This is a genomic window from Anaerobacillus sp. ABD4_527 (assembly GCF_056160805.1).
Map to the genome: position 1 here is coordinate 598,748 of NZ_JBSWXZ010000001.1, position 17,829 is coordinate 616,576.

General features: G+C 39.6%; 14 protein-coding genes. 13 read left to right on the forward strand and 1 reads right to left on the reverse strand.

Annotation, left to right across the window (positions count from 1 at the left end):
- The first annotated feature begins 125 nt into the window (after positions 1-125).
- The 3 genes from ACXAHI_RS03120 (at position 126) to kynA (ending at position 2,981) form a co-directional block, all read left to right on the forward strand.
- A complete protein-coding gene (locus ACXAHI_RS03120) occupies positions 126-1,514 on the forward strand; it encodes a bifunctional metallophosphatase/5'-nucleotidase (RefSeq protein WP_474845869.1) in 1,389 nt (462 codons plus the stop codon).
- Positions 1,515-1,636: 122 nt separating this feature from the next.
- Positions 1,637-2,011, forward strand: coding sequence for a nuclear transport factor 2 family protein (locus ACXAHI_RS03125; protein ID WP_474845871.1), 375 nt, complete (start codon positions 1,637-1,639; stop codon positions 2,009-2,011).
- 130 nt (positions 2,012-2,141) lie between these two features.
- A complete protein-coding gene (gene kynA / locus ACXAHI_RS03130; protein WP_474845873.1) occupies positions 2,142-2,981 on the forward strand; it encodes a tryptophan 2,3-dioxygenase in 840 nt (279 codons plus the stop codon).
- 114 nt (positions 2,982-3,095) lie between these two features.
- Here the strand turns inward: kynA and ACXAHI_RS03135 are convergent, their stop codons facing one another.
- Positions 3,096-3,746, reverse strand: a complete 651-nt coding sequence (locus ACXAHI_RS03135) for an MtnX-like HAD-IB family phosphatase (protein ID WP_474845875.1) — start codon at positions 3,744-3,746, stop codon at positions 3,096-3,098.
- A 169-nt stretch (positions 3,747-3,915) separates the two neighbouring features.
- Between ACXAHI_RS03135 and ilvA the strand changes: the two genes are divergently transcribed.
- From ilvA to ACXAHI_RS03185, 10 genes are all read left to right on the forward strand, one after another.
- Positions 3,916-5,172, forward strand: a complete 1,257-nt coding sequence (gene ilvA, locus ACXAHI_RS03140) for a threonine ammonia-lyase IlvA (RefSeq protein ID WP_474845877.1) — start codon at positions 3,916-3,918, stop codon at positions 5,170-5,172.
- 170 nt (positions 5,173-5,342) lie between these two features.
- Positions 5,343-7,268: an ATP-dependent DNA helicase gene (locus ACXAHI_RS03145; RefSeq protein WP_474845879.1), complete on the forward strand. Its 1,926-nt coding sequence runs from the start codon at positions 5,343-5,345 to the stop codon at positions 7,266-7,268.
- 63 nt (positions 7,269-7,331) lie between these two features.
- Complete coding sequence (locus ACXAHI_RS03150) at positions 7,332-8,282, forward strand: phosphotransferase family protein (RefSeq protein WP_474845881.1); 951 nt, start codon at positions 7,332-7,334, stop codon at positions 8,280-8,282.
- 88 nt (positions 8,283-8,370) lie between these two features.
- Positions 8,371-9,330, forward strand: coding sequence for an MBL fold metallo-hydrolase (locus ACXAHI_RS03155; protein WP_474848054.1), 960 nt, complete (start codon positions 8,371-8,373; stop codon positions 9,328-9,330).
- A gap of 218 nt (positions 9,331-9,548) precedes the next feature.
- Positions 9,549-10,739, forward strand: a complete 1,191-nt coding sequence (locus ACXAHI_RS03160; protein ID WP_474845883.1) for a TrkH family potassium uptake protein — start codon at positions 9,549-9,551, stop codon at positions 10,737-10,739.
- A gap of 16 nt (positions 10,740-10,755) precedes the next feature.
- Entirely contained in the window at positions 10,756-11,415 is a 660-nt protein-coding gene (locus ACXAHI_RS03165) for a potassium channel family protein (protein ID WP_474845885.1), read from the forward strand.
- A gap of 226 nt (positions 11,416-11,641) precedes the next feature.
- Complete coding sequence (ppc, locus tag ACXAHI_RS03170; protein WP_474845887.1) at positions 11,642-14,395, forward strand: phosphoenolpyruvate carboxylase; 2,754 nt, start codon at positions 11,642-11,644, stop codon at positions 14,393-14,395.
- Positions 14,396-14,529: 134 nt separating this feature from the next.
- Positions 14,530-15,342, forward strand: coding sequence for a CAP domain-containing protein (locus tag ACXAHI_RS03175; RefSeq protein ID WP_474845889.1), 813 nt, complete (start codon positions 14,530-14,532; stop codon positions 15,340-15,342).
- Positions 15,343-15,489: 147 nt separating this feature from the next.
- The gene (locus tag ACXAHI_RS03180; protein ID WP_474845891.1) at positions 15,490-16,860 is read left to right on the forward strand and encodes an FAD-binding oxidoreductase; all 1,371 of its coding nucleotides are present in this window, start codon (positions 15,490-15,492) and stop codon (positions 16,858-16,860) included.
- A gap of 96 nt (positions 16,861-16,956) precedes the next feature.
- Positions 16,957-17,808, forward strand: a complete 852-nt coding sequence (locus ACXAHI_RS03185; protein ID WP_474845893.1) for a 3-hydroxyacyl-CoA dehydrogenase family protein — start codon at positions 16,957-16,959, stop codon at positions 17,806-17,808.
- Positions 17,809-17,829: the final 21 nt, after the last annotated feature.

Genomic DNA, 17,829 nt, shown 5'->3' on the forward strand with positions numbered 1-17,829 from the left:
TTTATGCGGGGTTTTTTCTTTATCCTATAATAAAAAATTGTAGGTAAGAGCAGGACTTTATCCGTTAGTTAAGAATACGTACTATTGGAAGAAAATAAGTGTTTTACATACTATTGGAGGCATTCATGAAGGTAAACATTATACACACAAACGATGTACATAGCCATTTTGAAAACTTCGTTAAAGCGGCTTCATTGATTCGACATTACATGGATGAAAACACCATATTACTGGATGGTGGAGACTTTGCTGATTTTAAAAGTATAGAACTACAGGGGACAAGAGGATTAGCAGCGGTCAAGCTACTCGAACGTGTAGGATATTCTGCTATCACGATCGGTAATAATGAATTGTTCAACGGAATCGAAACACTTGAACATATGGCAACAAACAGTTCTCTCCCTTTTATTAGCTGCAATTTACGTAAAGTCACCGGAGAACCGATTCAAGGTGTCAGAAGTAGCGTAATCATACAACATAATGAAATTAACATTTTAATAACGGGTGCTTCCCCTGATCTTCAAGAATTTAATGAACTGATGGGTTTTACAATTTCAGACTTCAAGCAGGCGATTAAAGATGAAATGAACAAATACAGTGGACAATATGATCTATGCATCATACTAAATCATGTTGGAACTGAAGCAGATATTGAACTTGCTGAAGCCATCGATGGGATCGACCTTATTCTATCCGCTCATGATCATGTTTTATATGACCAGGCAAGAGTTGTGAATGGTACGATTATTAATTCAGCAGGTAACTATGGTGAACATATAGGGATTGTAGAATTAGAAATAGCTGAAGACGGCATCGAACTATTAGCTTCTTCAACTATCTCTACCTCCAAAGCACAACAAGATGAAGAAATCGTACGGATTTTAGAAAGTAGCAAAGAAGAGGCTGTTAAGAATTTAAGCACACCACTATACACAGTGGGAAAGCCGCTCTGGCATGATATCTTGGAAGAGAACCCACTATCTAATTTAATTGCGGATGGATTAAGAGATCGATTTAAATGTGAGATCGGTTTAATCAACAGCGGAATAGCGAATGCAGGTATCATTCAATTTGTTTCTGAGAAAAAGTTGATTGAAATTTGTCCATCTCCATTAAACCCTACTTATTTCGAAATACAAGGGAAGTATTTGAAAGAAGCATTTGAACATTCTCTCGACAGTTCCGTTTGTATGGCTGACGGAAGGGGACCAGGATTCAGAGGTAAATATGTTGGAAGGTTGCATGTTTCCGGGGCAGAAATCGAATATGATGGTACAGAGGTCAATTCGATAACAATTAACGGAGAGCCAATAGACGAAGAAAGATGGTATAGCATAGCTTCATCCGATTACTTATTGAGAGGATCAGGCTATCTTGCATTAGCTAATAATCGGAATTTCACGTATCAACCCGATGAGATAAAAGACGTGATTAGAGAGTACGCAAAGAAAAATAACTTTGTTGTACAAGCTTACGATACACGATGGAAAGACGTTAGTAACGTTTTATCATAATGAAGGGGAGGGATAACCTCCCTTTAAAATTAATGAATTATTCTAAAATTTCAATTACCGTACTGGTAATAAAATATACAGTTACTAGTTACTTAAAAAACCATAAGGTGGTTGAAAAATCAATGAAAACAGAGAAAAAAGTAGAAGATTTGATTACTGAACTTGAGAATCAGCTGTTACAACCCCAAATCAGAAAATCCAAAGAAGCTTTAGATGAACTGATCGCAGATGACTTTGAAGAGTTTGGTAGTTCTGGAGTAAGATTGAGTAAGGGTGATATTCTAAAAGGGTTATTAGAAGAACAGCCATCGGAATTGATCATGACGCACTCAAACGTAGTGAAATTATCAGATGACGTTATCCTGATTACGTACACATTGACAAGAAAAGAGAGTGGATCTCAAAGCCTTAGAAGCTCAATTTGGAAACAGAGCAGGGGAGCATGGCAAGTATTTTTTCATCAAGGAACAAAAGCTAAGGGCATCAGTGAAACCTGATGCTTCTTCATTTTCTTTGGTAAATCAAGGATTCACATTAAAAGGTAGAATGATATAATTTTGCAAGAGGGTTGCATCTATACTTGCTTACAATTGAATACGCTTTCAAATTCAGTCAGGAGGTTATTACTTGGATAAAAAACACATTGATCCTACAGAGTCATCGGTCCACACTGATTTCACAGAAAACATGACCTACGGTGAGTATTTAAGCCTAGATAAGATACTCTCCGGTCAAAATCGTCTTTCGGATCACCATGATGAGATGTTGTTCATCGTCATACACCAGGTGAGCGAACTGTGGATGAAGCTGATTTTGCATGAGTTAAAAGGGGCTATCAAAGCCATAGAAACTGACGAACTATCAACGGCTTTTAAAATGCTTGCTAGAGTGTCAAAAACCCAAACACAGATCATACAAGCTTGGGATGTGTTGTCTACACTCACTCCATCAGAATATATGGAATTTCGAGATTCATTAGGGCAAGCATCCGGTTTTCAATCCTACCAATATCGGATGATCGAATTTGCACTTGGGTACAAAACACCTCACGTTCTTAAAATTTATGAAAAAGATCAATCGCTACACAAGGTATTAAAGGAAGCATACAGTGAAAGAAGCATTTATGATGCTGCTATTCGAGCACTTGATCGTGCAGGAATTACGATCGACAAAGAAGTGCTTGAGAGAGACGTAACAAACACATACGAAGGCAATGAATCTGTAAAGAACGCGTGGCTCACTGTTTATAAGAATACTGATCAATATTGGGATCTCTATGAACTCGCTGAAAAACTAGTAGATATTGAAGATTGGCTGCAACAATGGCGGTTTAGACATATGAAAACTGTTGAAAGGATAATAGGGTTCAAAAAAGGCACCGGAGGCTCTTCAGGAGTTGGATACTTAAAAAAAGTTCTCGATCACCGATTTTTTCCAGAACTGTGGGATATTCGAACAGAGATTTAATATAATTTTATTATGTTAACTAGATGGGTTGAAAGAAAGACTGTCGGTATAGTTCCGACAGTCTTTTTCTTACATAAAAGTTTCACTTAAATTGTTTAAAGGGTGAAGCGACGTTTACTTTAAAACACTTCTGCTTTTCAGATCATCTTCAATGTCAATGAACGAATCCACAGGAATGTATGCAACATTAAGATCTTTCAGGATGTCTTGAAGAACATCTTTAGCAAACGTTAAGTCTGCTTCCTTAGCACCATGTGAATCAGGCTCACTATCCCCAGCAAAATACACGACGTCATAGCGTTCTTTCAATTCTTTAATAACGAGTGATTTATCGATGCCATATCTTTTTGAGAAGTGTCGATGAGTGGAATCGATAGATAAGTGGACATTATTATCTTTAAAGTAGCCCGTGTTCGAGAAGACCTCAACATCGCTAACCCTATAATGACGAAGCAAGTGATTGATGTAGTAATCTGTTCCTGCGCTTAGGATAAAGAAGTCGCCACCATTTTGCTGAACGGCCTTAATAAAGTCGGGGACATGAGGGTCGATCGGCAGCGCTTTGATGTCCTCAATAATCTGTGCTTCCTCTTTGTTTATCGATTTGAAGACTTTGCTGAGAAATTCAATATCTTGTAACTTCTCAGATTTCCACTCTTTATATAGCGCTCTTCCTTCAGGATAATAGTTTTCTATGATGAACCAGTAAAAATCTTTTTTTGAAATTGTACCATCAAAATCTGATACAAACGCCCATTTAGCCATACTCGTTCCCTCCCTAACGTACTTCACTTTCTCTTGAACGAATTGTAGCACGACATGAGAGTGAAAAGAAATGAAACTCTTTTATTCAATAACGTAAAACTGTGCTAAACTATGTTAAAATGATTTCTAAAAAGTTAGATTATTCTTATTAAATAAAGGGAGAGCGAGAATGAGTAAAACAATTAGCAAAGTACAAGTAGAAGATATCATTATCGCAAATCAGGTGTTGAAGGACGTAGCAGAAAGAACACCACTTCAACGCAATGAAATCCTTTCAGAGCGTTATCAATGTAACATATACTTAAAAAGGGAAGACCTACAAAACGTTCGATCATTTAAGATTCGAGGTGCTTATAACCGCATTCACGGGCTAAACAACGAGGAAAAAGCACGAGGTGTCGTGTGCGCGAGTGCAGGAAATCACGCTCAAGGCGTGGCGTATTCATGTAAAACACTTGGCATTCAAGGGCATATTTTCATGCCGGCTACGACTCCTAGACAAAAGGTATCACAAGTTGAACTATTCGGTGGTTCTTCAGTTGAAGTTATCCTAACTGGAGATACGTTCGATGATTCGTTTAAAACAGCGATCGATTTCTGCAATCATGAAGAGAAGACCTTTATCCATCCATTCGATGATTATCATACGATTGCAGGTCAAGGAACAGTTGGACTTGAGATCATGAACGATCTTGATCATGTTGATGTTGTGATGGCTCCTATCGGTGGAGGAGGACTTGCATCTGGTGTCGGTTCTTTCGTAAAGAGTATTAATCCAGAGACGAAAGTCATCGGTGTCGAACCAGAAGGAGCTCCAGGAATGAAGAGTTCCATTGATCGTAATGAAATGGTTCCTCTCGAATACATCAACAAATTCGTCGATGGTGCCGCAGTGAAACAAGTAGGAAAACTAACACTTGAGATTTGCAAACAGCTTTTAGATGACGTCATCCTCGTACCAGAGGGAAAGATATGCACGACCATCCTTGAGTTGTACAATCAAAATGCGATTGTCGCTGAGCCAGCTGGAGCACTCTCGATCGCTGCTTTGGATTTTTATCAAGATCAAATTAAAGGTAAGAATGTTGTTTGTATCATTAGCGGAGGGAATAATGATATCAATCGTATGCAAGAAATCCAGGAACGCTCATTGATCTATGAAGGTTTAAAGCATTATTTTATTGTTCATTTCCCTCAGCGTGCTGGAGCTCTAAAAGAATTCATGGCGGATGTACTGGGACCTACCGACGATATCACACGTTTTGAATACACGAAGAAAAATAATAGAGATAAAGGTCCCGTTCTAGTCGGTATCGAATTGAACAAAGTGGAAGATTATCACCCTTTAATTGAAAGAATGGAGATAAGTGGCTTCTCTTATATTGAGATAAATAAAGATCAGGATTTATTTAACCTATTGATTTAAAACGCCTAGTCAGGCGTTTTTTTCTGGTAACAATCGTTTCGATTCTTATCTACCAGAAAATTACGGTATACCAATGAGAGTTAATCACCACTTTTCCTAGGATATCTGTTATGATAAGGGTTGGTTTTCTTGAAAAAGAGGACGTACCAATCTAGAAGAGGAGACCGTACATGACTCAACCATTACCATTTGAAATAACAAAAGAAGATTCATTTTATGATGTGCTTGGAGACTACATTGGTGATGTCTTTTATGACATTCTTCCTGAACACGGTTATGAGCTCCGAGATGAACAGATCTTTATGGCCTTTCAAATCGAACAGGCTTTTAAGAATAAAAGCGTTGTATTTGCTGAAGCTGGGGTAGGAACAGGGAAGACATTTGTCTACCTACTTTATGCCATCTGTTATGCAAGATACTCTAGAAAGCCAGCAATCATTTCCTGTGCAGATGAAACGCTGATTGAGCAGCTTGTAAAAAAAGGTGGCGACATCGAAAAACTTGAGAAGGCACTTGGGTTAACTGTAGATGTGCGACTAGCAAAAGCAAGAGAACAATATGTATGTGTGAAAAAACTAGACTATCTTTCCCATCGCACAGATGACGAAGATATCTTAAGTGTTCATGACGAAATCCCTGAATTTGTCTATGAACCAGCTGCTTCCATGCAATCCTTTTATCGATACGGTGATCGAAAGGAATACCCTTGGGTCCCTAATGAAAAATGGGAAAAAATCGCGTGGGATCCACTGCAGCAATGTTCTACTTGTGATTGGCGTCACCGCTGTGGGCAAACGCTGAACCGTAAGCATTATCGTCAAGCAAGCGATCTTATCATTTGCTCACATGACTTTTATATGGAACATATTTGGACGAAAGAATCTCGTAAAAGAGAAGGACAGCTACCTCTTTTACCTGAAGCGAGTACTGTTGTATTTGACGAAGGCCATTTACTTGAGTTTTCAGCACAAAAAGGGCTAACTTATCGTTTCCATTCAGAAACACTCTCGAATGTCCTTACAGGATATATGGATCAGGACGTCAGAGAAGAATCCCTCACGCTTGTAGAGGATATCCTTGAACTTCACGATGAATGGTTCGCACAATTAAGTCAAAACGCAAAATCCGTTGAAGGGTCAGTACGAAAAGATGTTTCAAGAACTGATTCGATCGTATCGATAGCTGAGACCATCGTTCACAAAGTAGATGCGCTACTAGAACAACTTGTATTCGATTCAGAGCTATATGTGATGGATGATTATCATGTAAAGATCATGGAAGAATATTTAGAGTTCTTCGCTTATGGGTTAAGAACCTTCCTTAAAGATGGTGAGGGAATTCATTGGCTAGAAGAAACATCTACTGATACGAGCCTCGTCATCATGCCAAGACTCGTTGAAGATATATTAAGAAAAGAAGTTTTCTCTCAGAAAATCCCATTCATTTTCTCTTCAGCAACGTTATCACAAGCAGGGGATTTTTCTTATATCTCTAACAGTTTAGGGATTGAAAAACACGCTTCATTTTCTGTGAACTCCCCGTTTGACTACGAAGAGCAGATGGAGTTAAAAGGAAATATTGAAGGTGATGAAGAAGAAAAGTGGAGCGATATCGGAGATTCACTTACAAAGAATAATGGTCATTCATTGATCCTATTCTCATCATCAGAAGAAATGAACCGTTTTAAAACATGGGCAGGCAGGAAAGACTGGTCATTTAAAATGATTTACGAAGGCGATCGTGAAATTAGTGAAACGGTTAAAGAATTTCAAGATGATCCTTCTGCAGTATTGTGTTCGTATCACCTATGGGAAGGTTTAGATGTCCCGGGTGAGTCACTCTCACACGTCATCATTTCATCTCTTCCAATGCCACCGAACGACCCTGTATTCCAAGCAAAGCGCAAGCATGCGGGGAATCCTGAAGGGGATGTGGACCTACCTTACATGCTGCTTAGACTCCGCCAGGGCGTGGGGCGCTTGATTCGAACAAGTCAAGATAAGGGATCAGTGACGATTTGGATGACGGAAAATGAGAGAACAAGCTATGAAAAAAACATCCAGGATGTTTTGCCATTACCAATAAGTTGGAATTAATCAAAGAGCTCTTTCTAAAAACGAAAGAGCTCTTTTTTTAGCAACAACAGTAGGAGGTGCACGATGAAAACGAACTGGGAACGGAATAAGCCGATTATCGAACCAGATGAAAAGACCTTTTCTGCTATTGTAGAAAGCTATCAACCCGGATTATCCATCTCAAACATTCATTTATTAAAAGGTGGATTGAGCCACTCTAATTACAAATTAGACCTCAATGATGGGTCATCTCTTGTTGCCAGGTTCACTACGAACAAGAAAACACTCACCCTTGAACAGAATCTTAATCAAATTCTACCTAAAGAAGTCAGAACCCCTGAATTCCTATATCTCTCACATCGACCAGAGTTTAGTGTTGCACTGGTTGAATGGAAAGAAGGAGTTTTATTAAGAGATCGGTTAACTTCTTCATCTAATGAGATGTATTCGATTGGTCATTCCGTTGGTGAACAACTCGCTTCGTTGCGGAAGCTATCGTTTGATTCACATGGCTTTTTAGATGCGAATGTAACAGTAAAAGAACCATTTCGTCTAACTCAAACATCCTTTATTGAAATAATTGAATCGTTTGTTCAAAACGGACCGATGACCTCAAGAATCTCACAGTCTTTAACAAATAGAATCCTTGCATACGCAAAAAAACATGCTGTACTTTTCTTAGAAGACGAAAGTGAAGCTAGGCTCGTTCACGGTGACTTTAACGGACTTAACCTCTTAATAGAGGGAACTGAAGTCAGTGCTGTATTAGACTGGGAATTTGCTTTTTCAGGGAGCATTTATTTAGACATCGGTAACATGATTCGCTACGATCACTTTCCGAATATGGAGTCATTTGAAGAGGGGCTCTTAACTGGTTTGAAAAACAACGGTATCATATTATCGTCTAACTGGAGACAATTAGCGAAACTCTCTGATCTCGTAGCGTTGTGCAGTCTTCTCGATAGTCCATTTGGCGGGAAAAACAGGTTTAAGGACATTACTCGATTGATTGAAAGAACACTGCAATCATACTAGCAATTCCTTAGAATTAGAGGAGTTTGTGGCTGTCTTGAAGAAGCCTTTCATGATAAAAAGAAAAAGTATGGATGAAAGGACGATCAAAATGACCCAACCTGAAAAAATTGGTGAGGATTTATACTTAGTTGATCTAAATGATCTTAACCTAGAAAAAAGAACTGGTAGCTATATCCTTGCCGAAGAAGAAATCACGATTATCGAAACGAGTGCAAGTCCATCGATTCCTCATTTACTAAACGGTCTTGAAGAACTAAATTTCGACTTAAAGAATGTACGTAACATCATCGTGACTCATATTCATCTTGACCACGCTGGAGGGACTGGACTCTTCCTTGAAAAATGTCCAAATGCTAGAGTGATCGTCCATCAGAAGGGCTACCGACACCTTGAGAATCCTTCACGCTTAATTCAAGGAGCAAAAGCTGTATACGGTGAGAAATTCGATGAACTTTTTGATCCGATCATTCCGATTCCATCCGATCGTTTACTCACGATGGAGGATGGAGAAAAGTTGGCGGTTGGAGAGGATCGAGTTCTTACCTTCATCGATACTCCGGGCCATGCGAAGCATCACTTTTCAATCCATGACTCAAAAACAAACGGTGTCTTTGTAGGCGATACGATAGGGGTTTATTATCCTCTATCAGGTGTTGAGCTTTACCTACCATCAACATCTCCTAATCAGTTCAACCCCCATGATATGCTTGATTCGCTTGAGAAGATCATGGCTTTCAACCCTGATGCAATTTATTTTGGACACTACGGGAAATCGGATGCACCTGAACACGTAACCGAACAATTAACGTATTGGTTACCTGAATTTATTCGTTCAGCTGAAACAATCGCAAATGATGTTAACGAGGGTGCACCTGAACATGTTAGTAAACTGATTGCGGATGACTTATTTGCAAAAGTGAAAGCAACACTCAGTAATCAAGGAATTCCAACCGACCATCACATCTATCGCTACATAGAGCTAGATTTATCTGTATGTGCTATGGGATTATACGACTATATAATAAAACAACAAGCAAAAACTCCTTAATAGTAAGGAGTTTTTTTCATAGCCTGTTTTTAATGTATGATATAGTGTATATGCTGTAAATAAATGTGAAGATACCCACTAGTTGGAGAGATGTTATGTATAAAAACAAATCAACCATTCAATCTTTTCGTTATATATTTATGATGTACGTGGGGACTATTTTACTGTTTAGCCTATTCTATGCCCTTCCTTTTGCAAATGTTGGAGGCCTCCCATTTGTGGATGCATTGTTTGTATCAACCAGTGCTCTTAGTGTGACTGGATTATCAGTAATCGATGTTTCTACACAGCTTACGAGGGTTGGTCAAGCTATCCTCATCATTGAAATGCAGCTTGGCGGAGTAGGAATACTCGTCCTCATCAGTTACCTATTCATGATGATGGGTAAGAAGCTTACCATGTCGAGTATGCTTCTCCTTTCTAAAGACCAAAATCAATCCAAATTAAAAACGATTAAATCGTTAAGTATATCCGTCCTAATGATCGCGCTTATTGTTGAAGCAATAGGGTTTGCTTTAATGTTCAACGGAATACGAGACGAATTTGCTTCTTTGAAAGAAGCGATCTTTGTAACGGTATTTCACAGTGTCGCGAGCTTTACAAACGCTGGATTCGACCTTTTTGGCGATAGCCTTATGTCATTTCAAGAAAGTCGTTTGTTTTTATTAACGACCATGGTGATGATTTTCATCGGAAGTCTTGGGTTTCCCACGATCGTAGAATACATAAATCCGTTTCGGCGTAAAAGGAGTTTGTTCTCACGAATCAACATACGGCTCCATACGTCATTATTTCTTTTAGCAGCAGTAATTTATTATACACTTGAACATAATGGGGCATTCCACCACCTTTCGTTTACAGATAAATTGTTCAATGTGTTCTTTCTATCTGCAACAACTCGGAACGGCGGATTAACGACGATCGACATATCTACACTTCACATCACGACAGTCCTAATTCTCATGATCCTTATGTTCATTGGTGGCGCTTCGTCCAGTACAGGAGGAGGGTTACGCTTAACAACTTTCTCCGTTTTGATGGCTAAGATGGTTTCTGTTGCGAAATCTCAAGAACATACGACATTGATGAAAAAGACGATTTCACAAGACTCCATCAATAAAGCTTTTCTAATCTTTGTAAGCTTTGTATTTCTGTTTGGGTTATCGACTGTTGCACTTTCACTTTTCGAGTTGCAGGAAATTGAATTGATTGCTTTTCAAGTACTCTCAGCCCTAACGAACACTGGACTGTCCATGGGGATTACAGGAGAACTAGCAACCTTCTCTAAGCTCCTGTTATGCATTTTGATGATCATCGGGAGAATAGGTATTTTCAGCTTTATTTATGTTGTTTTTAAAATTGAAAAATCAAAAACTCGATATTTAAAAGAAGACCTAGCTGTGGGATAAGAAGGAGGTTGATCAAGTGAGAAAACAATTTTTAGTATTAGGGGCAGGAAGATTCGCAAAGGGAATCATACAAGAACTGTATGAACAAAAATGCGATGTAATCGTTTGTGACAAAGACGAAGGGCCTCTCGAGGATGTTGAGAAATACGCCACCCATTCGATCGTAGGGGACCTTAGAGAGAATGGTGTGATGGACGATTTAAATGTCGATCAATTCGATGCAGTATTCGTTGCGATCGGTACAGATTCATACTCAGCCATCCTTATCACGAACAGGCTAAGAGAACGGAATGCAAAGGAAATTATCGTAAAGGCTACGAGTAAAGAAATCGGAGAAATCCTCTCAAATTTAGGTGCAGATCGAGTGATTTATCCAGAAGAAGAAGCCGGAATGAAAGTAGCAAGACAGATTACGATGCCTAATGTGATCGAATATATCGAAATCACGAAAAACGTTTCAGCAGTTGAATTAAAAGTACCTGAAGAACTCGTCGGAAAAACTCTTCTAGAATTAGACTTTTCAAGAAAGTATGATCTTAACGTTTCTCTGATCTTGAGGGAGGACTCACCGATTCTAAGTCGGTATGCAGAAGTCGCATTTCAAAATAATGATGTGATTCTGATCGTAGGGGAAAATAAAAAAATCGAGCAGTTCAGAAAAAAATTCCACTTATAGAATTTGTTTAGAAACCCGCAAATACTGCGGGTTTTTCTATGGTTTCAGAGAAAAATTTCAAGAATAATGTATCCGCTTCCATCCCTTTCTCACTAGTTACTATAGGGAATGCGACTATCTACAAACGCTTTCTTATTACGTGACAAAAATAAAATTTCTTGTATATAATAGAAATATTGAAATAATTTTAATTTTCGAATTTAAAATCAAGGAAGGATGGTCGCAGATGGCAAAACTCGATACAGCAACAACATCACAACAAAACCACCACGTTGCACTAAGGCGTGACATCAATATGTTAGGTAACTTACTCGGTGACGTTTTAGTGCAGCATGGCGGACCTGGACTTCTAGAAAAAGTGGAGTCGATTCGTGAAAAGACGAAATCGATCAGACAAGATGCAACGGATGAAATGACGAAGGAGTTAGAAGAGACGATACAAAACCTACAATCTCCATTACGGAAACAGGTTATTCGTGCTTTTGCATTATATTTTCATCTGGTAAACATTGCTGAACAAAATCACAGAATTAGAAGAAGAAGAGATTATCAAATGCTTGAAGAAGACCAATCACAACCTGGTTCTATTCCACATGCAATATCAATGCTTAAACAAAACAATGTGCCTGGAGAGTTGATCGAAGAAACACTAGAATCCCTTTCATTGGAATTGATTCTGACAGCTCACCCAACTGAGTCAACTCGTCGATCAGTGCTTGAAATTCATAAGCGAATCGCTAATGCTCTTCGAGAAATGGACAGCCCATTACTTACTTCTAGAGAGAAAAAGAGTATCAAGGATTCAATCTATAACGAAATTACAACACTTTGGCAAACAGACGAGCTCCGACATAAGAAGCCTACCGTTATGGATGAAGTGAATTTAGGGCTATTTTATTTTGAAGAAACGTTGTTTGATGTGCTTCCAGAAATTCATGAAGAACTTGATGAATGCCTAAAAGAACATTACCCAGATGTTTCATGGAACATCCCAAACATCCTAAACTTTGGTTCATGGATTGGTGGAGACCGAGATGGTAACCCATTTGTTACGCCTGAAGTAACTTGGAAGACGCTAGAGAAGCAGCGTGAAGTCGTTATTTCTAAATATAAGCAATCCGTAAAAGAGCTCATGAAAAAATTAAGTCAGTCTTCTAATCGGGTCCCGATTTGTGGTGAACTTATCGCATCGATTGAACAAGATGAAGAGACGCTTCCACATGTTAAGCGGTGGGGAGTGCCACATGAATCTTACCGTGTGAAGCTATCTTATGTGCTCGAGAAACTAAATAAGATTGGTACAACGATGGGATACCAAGATGCGGATGAGTTTATTGATGATTTAAGGCTAATCGAAAATAGCCTTCGTCAACATTATCCAGAAGGGTTTCATTTTGATGACCTTCACAAACTTATCCGTCAGGTAACACTCTTCCGATTCCACCTAGCAACACTAGATATTCGAAACCACAGTGGGAAACACGAAGGTGCTATCAATGAATTATTGCAGCGCGTCAAACTTTGTGATGATTATTCCTCATTATCCGAAAGTGAAAAGGTTACTCTACTTACAGAAGTCCTAGAGGATCCTCGACCAGTATTGTCAACATATGAAGATTATACGAGTGAGACTCAAGAAATCCTCGATATCTTCACGATGATCAAGAAAGCGCACAACGAGTTTGGGAACGAGTCGATTTCAGTGTACTTAATCAGTATGACCCAAACAGCGAGTGATCTACTTGAGGTTTTAGTACTTGCAAAAGAGGCAGGGATCTACCGATTGCACTCCGATGGGAGTATTGAAAGTAATCTTAACGTAGCACCACTTCTTGAGACGATCGATGACCTAAAAGCCGGTGGGAATACGATGGAAGTGCTTTTTGACCTAGACGTTTATCAAAAACACCTTAACCAACTTGGGAACCGCCAAGAAATTATGCTCGGCTATTCTGACGGCAGTAAAGATGGCGGAACGCTAACTGCGAATTGGAAGCTATACCAAGCCCAGCAAGAGATTAGCCAGATCGCACAAGAACGAAACCTTAAGCTTAAATTTTTCCACGGTAGAGGCGGAGCACTTGGACGTGGCGGTGGACCATTGAGAAGAAGTTTACTTTCTCAGCCACCAGAAACGTACAAAGCAGGTGTGAAAATCACTGAACAGGGTGAAGTTCTATCTTCTCGCTACCTTCTGTACGATATTGCGTACCGAAGCCTTGAACAAGCAACAACTACATTACTTTCAGCAGCTGTAACGGGGATAGAAAAAGATCCAGATCAAGAAAAATGGCAGGAAGCTATGGAGATGATGTCAGAGCTTTCACTTGAGAAGTATCAGTCCCTTGTGTTCAGAGATGAAGGATTTCTAACTTACTTCACTAACGGGACACCTTTACCTGAATTAGGTGCACTAAACATCGGTTCTCGTCCGATGAGCAGAAAAGGTACGAACAGCTTTGATGATCTACGTGCTATTCCATGGGTGTTTGCTTGGACACAGAGTCGTCAGCTTATGCCAGCATGGTACGCATCTGGAACTGGACTTAATCAGTATGCTTCGACTCCAGAAGGCTTGAGCGAACTTAAGCAAATGTATGAAAAATGGCCGTTTTTTGCTTCATTAATCGATAACTTGCAGATGGGTCTAATGAAAGCAGATTTACCAACTGCAGAAAAGTATATGGCGTTGATTAAAGACGAAAACGTAGCAGAACGTATCTTCAACATGATTGTTGAAGAATATCATCTGACGAAAAATGTAATCCTCACGATTACAGGGCAAGAAGAATTATTAGATGGAACACCGAACATTAAAGACTCTATCCGCCTAAGAAACCCTTACGTAGATCCATTAAGCTCACTTCAAGTCGAGTTGATTTCAAAATACAGAGCTGACAATAGCTCTGATAATGAATTGTTAAAAGAAATTTTACTCACAATTAATGGAATTGCTGCCGGACTTCGTAATACTGGCTGATAACACAAAGCCTCTCTGCAACAAATGCAGAGAGGCTTATTTTCATGGATGAATTCACGGTTTTTACCACAAATACTTTGCCCTTTTGATGAAAAACTAAGGATGTAAGAAAAATTACACAAGGAGGGCAAAGCATGTACAAAAAATTAATGCCGTTATTACTTCCCGGGTTAATCCTACTCGGAGCATGTAACGCTAACGGTGATAATGATAAAAACGAAGCAATGAATATGAATACAACAGCTCCAACTGAAGGCATTCAGCGAATCAATTCTGGTCAAATTACAATCGATCCGAACTCTTACAGCACTGAAACACCTAGTAGCAAGTTCCCACATGGAGAAATTGTGAAGAAAGGTCAGTTTGAGTTCAAAGAAGCGATTCCTGGTATTGATCCTAGAGAGTACCTACCTGAAGGATTCCCAGAGCAGTATGGAATAGGTGGGGGAGATGAGCAGGCAAAGCAACGCGCTAGAGACGGGCAAAACAACTACAACAACAACCAGGGACAGAATAATCAACAACCTGCACAAGGGAATGACGAAAAGCAAGCAGAACCATCTGGAGAAATTAGCAAAGAAGTACAGCAAGTAATCGACCTAACGAACAAAGAGAGAAGAAAGCAAGGTCTTTCTGATCTAAAAGCATTCACGAAATTAAGTGATGTAGCTCAAGAAAAATCACGAGATATGCAGAAGAATAATTACTTCTCGCACACAAGTCCAACGTATGGATCACCATTCGATATGATGAGAGATTTTGGTGTTGACTTTAAGACTGCAGGTGAGAACATCGCCCAAGGACAACAAACGCCAGAAGCTGTTGTTGACGCATGGATGAAAAGTGAAGGGCACCGCAAGAACATCATGAACGGTAATTTCACCCATATTGGTGTCGGACTAGCTCAAGATGGACATTACTGGACGCAAATGTTTATCGGAAAATAATATGAATTGCCAGGTACATGGAATGTACCTGGTTTTTTATGTGTTGCTCGGCCATTGTCCTTTGATGACTTTTGGTTCATAATAAGAGTGACGATATTTGTCAGAATAATTATAATTTTACACAAAAGATTGGAAGGTGTATTCATTTTGAAGAATATCCTTGAGGTCCTATCAACTCTACTTGAACCAGACCAAATCAGTACAAACGAAACAATCATTGATCAACATAGTAGGGATGAGTCATATCATACTCCTCATAATCCAGATGTCGTCGTGTTTCCAAAGAATACAGACGACATTCGTAACGTCGTATCTGAAGCAAATAAACATGGAATACCGATCGTACCATTCGGGCTTGGATCAAGCCTTGAAGGACATGTGATTCCCTACCAAGGCGGCATTTCGATCGATTTTCAACTTATGAACAAAATCATCGAAGTACGTCCCGATGATTTTTTAGTTCGCGTACAGCCTGGTGTAACACGTTCACAGTTGAATAGAGAACTTAAAAAGTACGGACTATTTTTCACTGTAGACCCAGGAGCTGATGCGACGATCGGTGGGATGGCTTCTACAAATGCAAGTGGCACAACATCCGTTCGCTACGGTGTGATGAGAGATGTCGTTCGAGATATGGAAGTGGTGCTTGCTGATGGAAGAGTGATACATACAGGGAGCTTAACAGCTAAATCATCATCAGGGTATCATCTGAACAGCCTTTTCGTAGGCTCGGAAGGAACACTTGGTACTTTTTCAGAACTTACATTAAAAGTTTATGGAATTCCAGAAACGATTCTCGCTGGACGTATCGTTTTCCCAGAAATAGAAAACGCGGTTTCGACTGTCACGAACATTCTTCATGCTGGCATACCTGTAGCGAGGATGGAACTTGTTGATGCGAGATCGATTCAACAAGTAAACAAAACAAATGAAACGAATTATTTAGAAAAACCTACCGTCTTTATTGAGTTTCACGGCAATGAAGCAGGGTTAAAACAAGACGTTGCATTTGCTGAAAGCATTGCGGAAGACAACAACTGCGATGAATTTATTTTTGAGCATGACTCAAAAAAACGAGCTCAACTATGGGAAGCACGTCATAATCTTGCCTATTCATTTAGCCATGACTCTCCTGGTAAAAAAATGATGGTTACCGACGTTTGCGTTCCGATATCTGAACTAGCAGGTGCGATTATTGATGCAAGAAAAGCGATAGAAGCGTACGGGTTAGACGGTGCGTTGCTTGGCCATGTTGGGGATGGTAATTATCATGCGATCGTCATGTTAGACCCTAATGACCCAACAGAACTCGATAAAGCAACTAAACTAAATCAGCACCTCGTGCACTATGCACTCGAAAAAGGCGGAACATGTACTGGAGAACACGGTGTTGGCACAGGGAAAATGAAATACCAGCAGATGGAACATGGTCCAGCATTCGAAGTGATGCGCGGAATAAAACGATCACTCGATCCAAATGGCATCATGAACCCTGGAAAGATCTTTGAGATCGACTAACAGGTAAGTTTATGGAAAAGGAAAAGTAATTATTACTTGAGAATAAAATGTCTGTAACACAGATTGAAAGCGTTATCAAACGAGGGGTGGTTCTTAATGACGATTAAAAAAGTAGCAGTGATCGGATCAGGTACGATGGGACGAGGCATTGCGTATTCCGTAGCCATTTCAGGCTTATCCGTTATTCTTCAAGATATAAACGAATCCTCTTTAGAAAAGGCCAAAGCTTACCATGAAAAAGAGTTTGAACGTGCAGTTGCGAAAGAAATCCTAACGAGGGAAGAAGCAGATTCGTCCTTGGGTTCGATCGAGTACACGACTGAGTTGAATGCAGCAGTGAACGATCGAGATCTTGTGATCGAAGCTGTGTTAGAGATTATGGAATTAAAGACGAGCATCTTTAAACAGCTTGATGAAATGACACCTGATCATACGATTCTTGCAACAAACACATCAACGATGTCACCAACAGAAATTGCTGCACAAACTAGCCGTCCAGAGAAATGCATTGCCCTTCACTTTTTTAACCCTGTCCCTAGAATGAAATTAATTGAAGTTATTTGCGGGCTTGAGACATCTGAAGAAACGATCCAAAAAGCAGTTGCATTTGGAGAAGCGATTGGGAAAGAGTGTGTAAAGATCAATGAGTTTCCAGGTTTTGCAGTAAGCCGAATGAACTGTTTGATAGGAAACGAAGCGATGAATATGGTGATGGAAGGCGTGGCGTCCCCTGAAGACATCGATAAGGCGATGAAATTAGGGTTAAACCATCCCATGGGACCGCTTGAACTTGCAGATTTAGTTGGACTAGATACAAGACTTCGTAACATGCAGTATCTATACGAAACGCTTGGGGAGAAATATAGACCTTGCCCGATCTTAACGAAGTACGTTAAAGCAGGTCATCTTGGCAAGAAGAGTGGAAAAGGGTTCTATACATATTCATAGCGAAGCTGAGAACATAGGGAG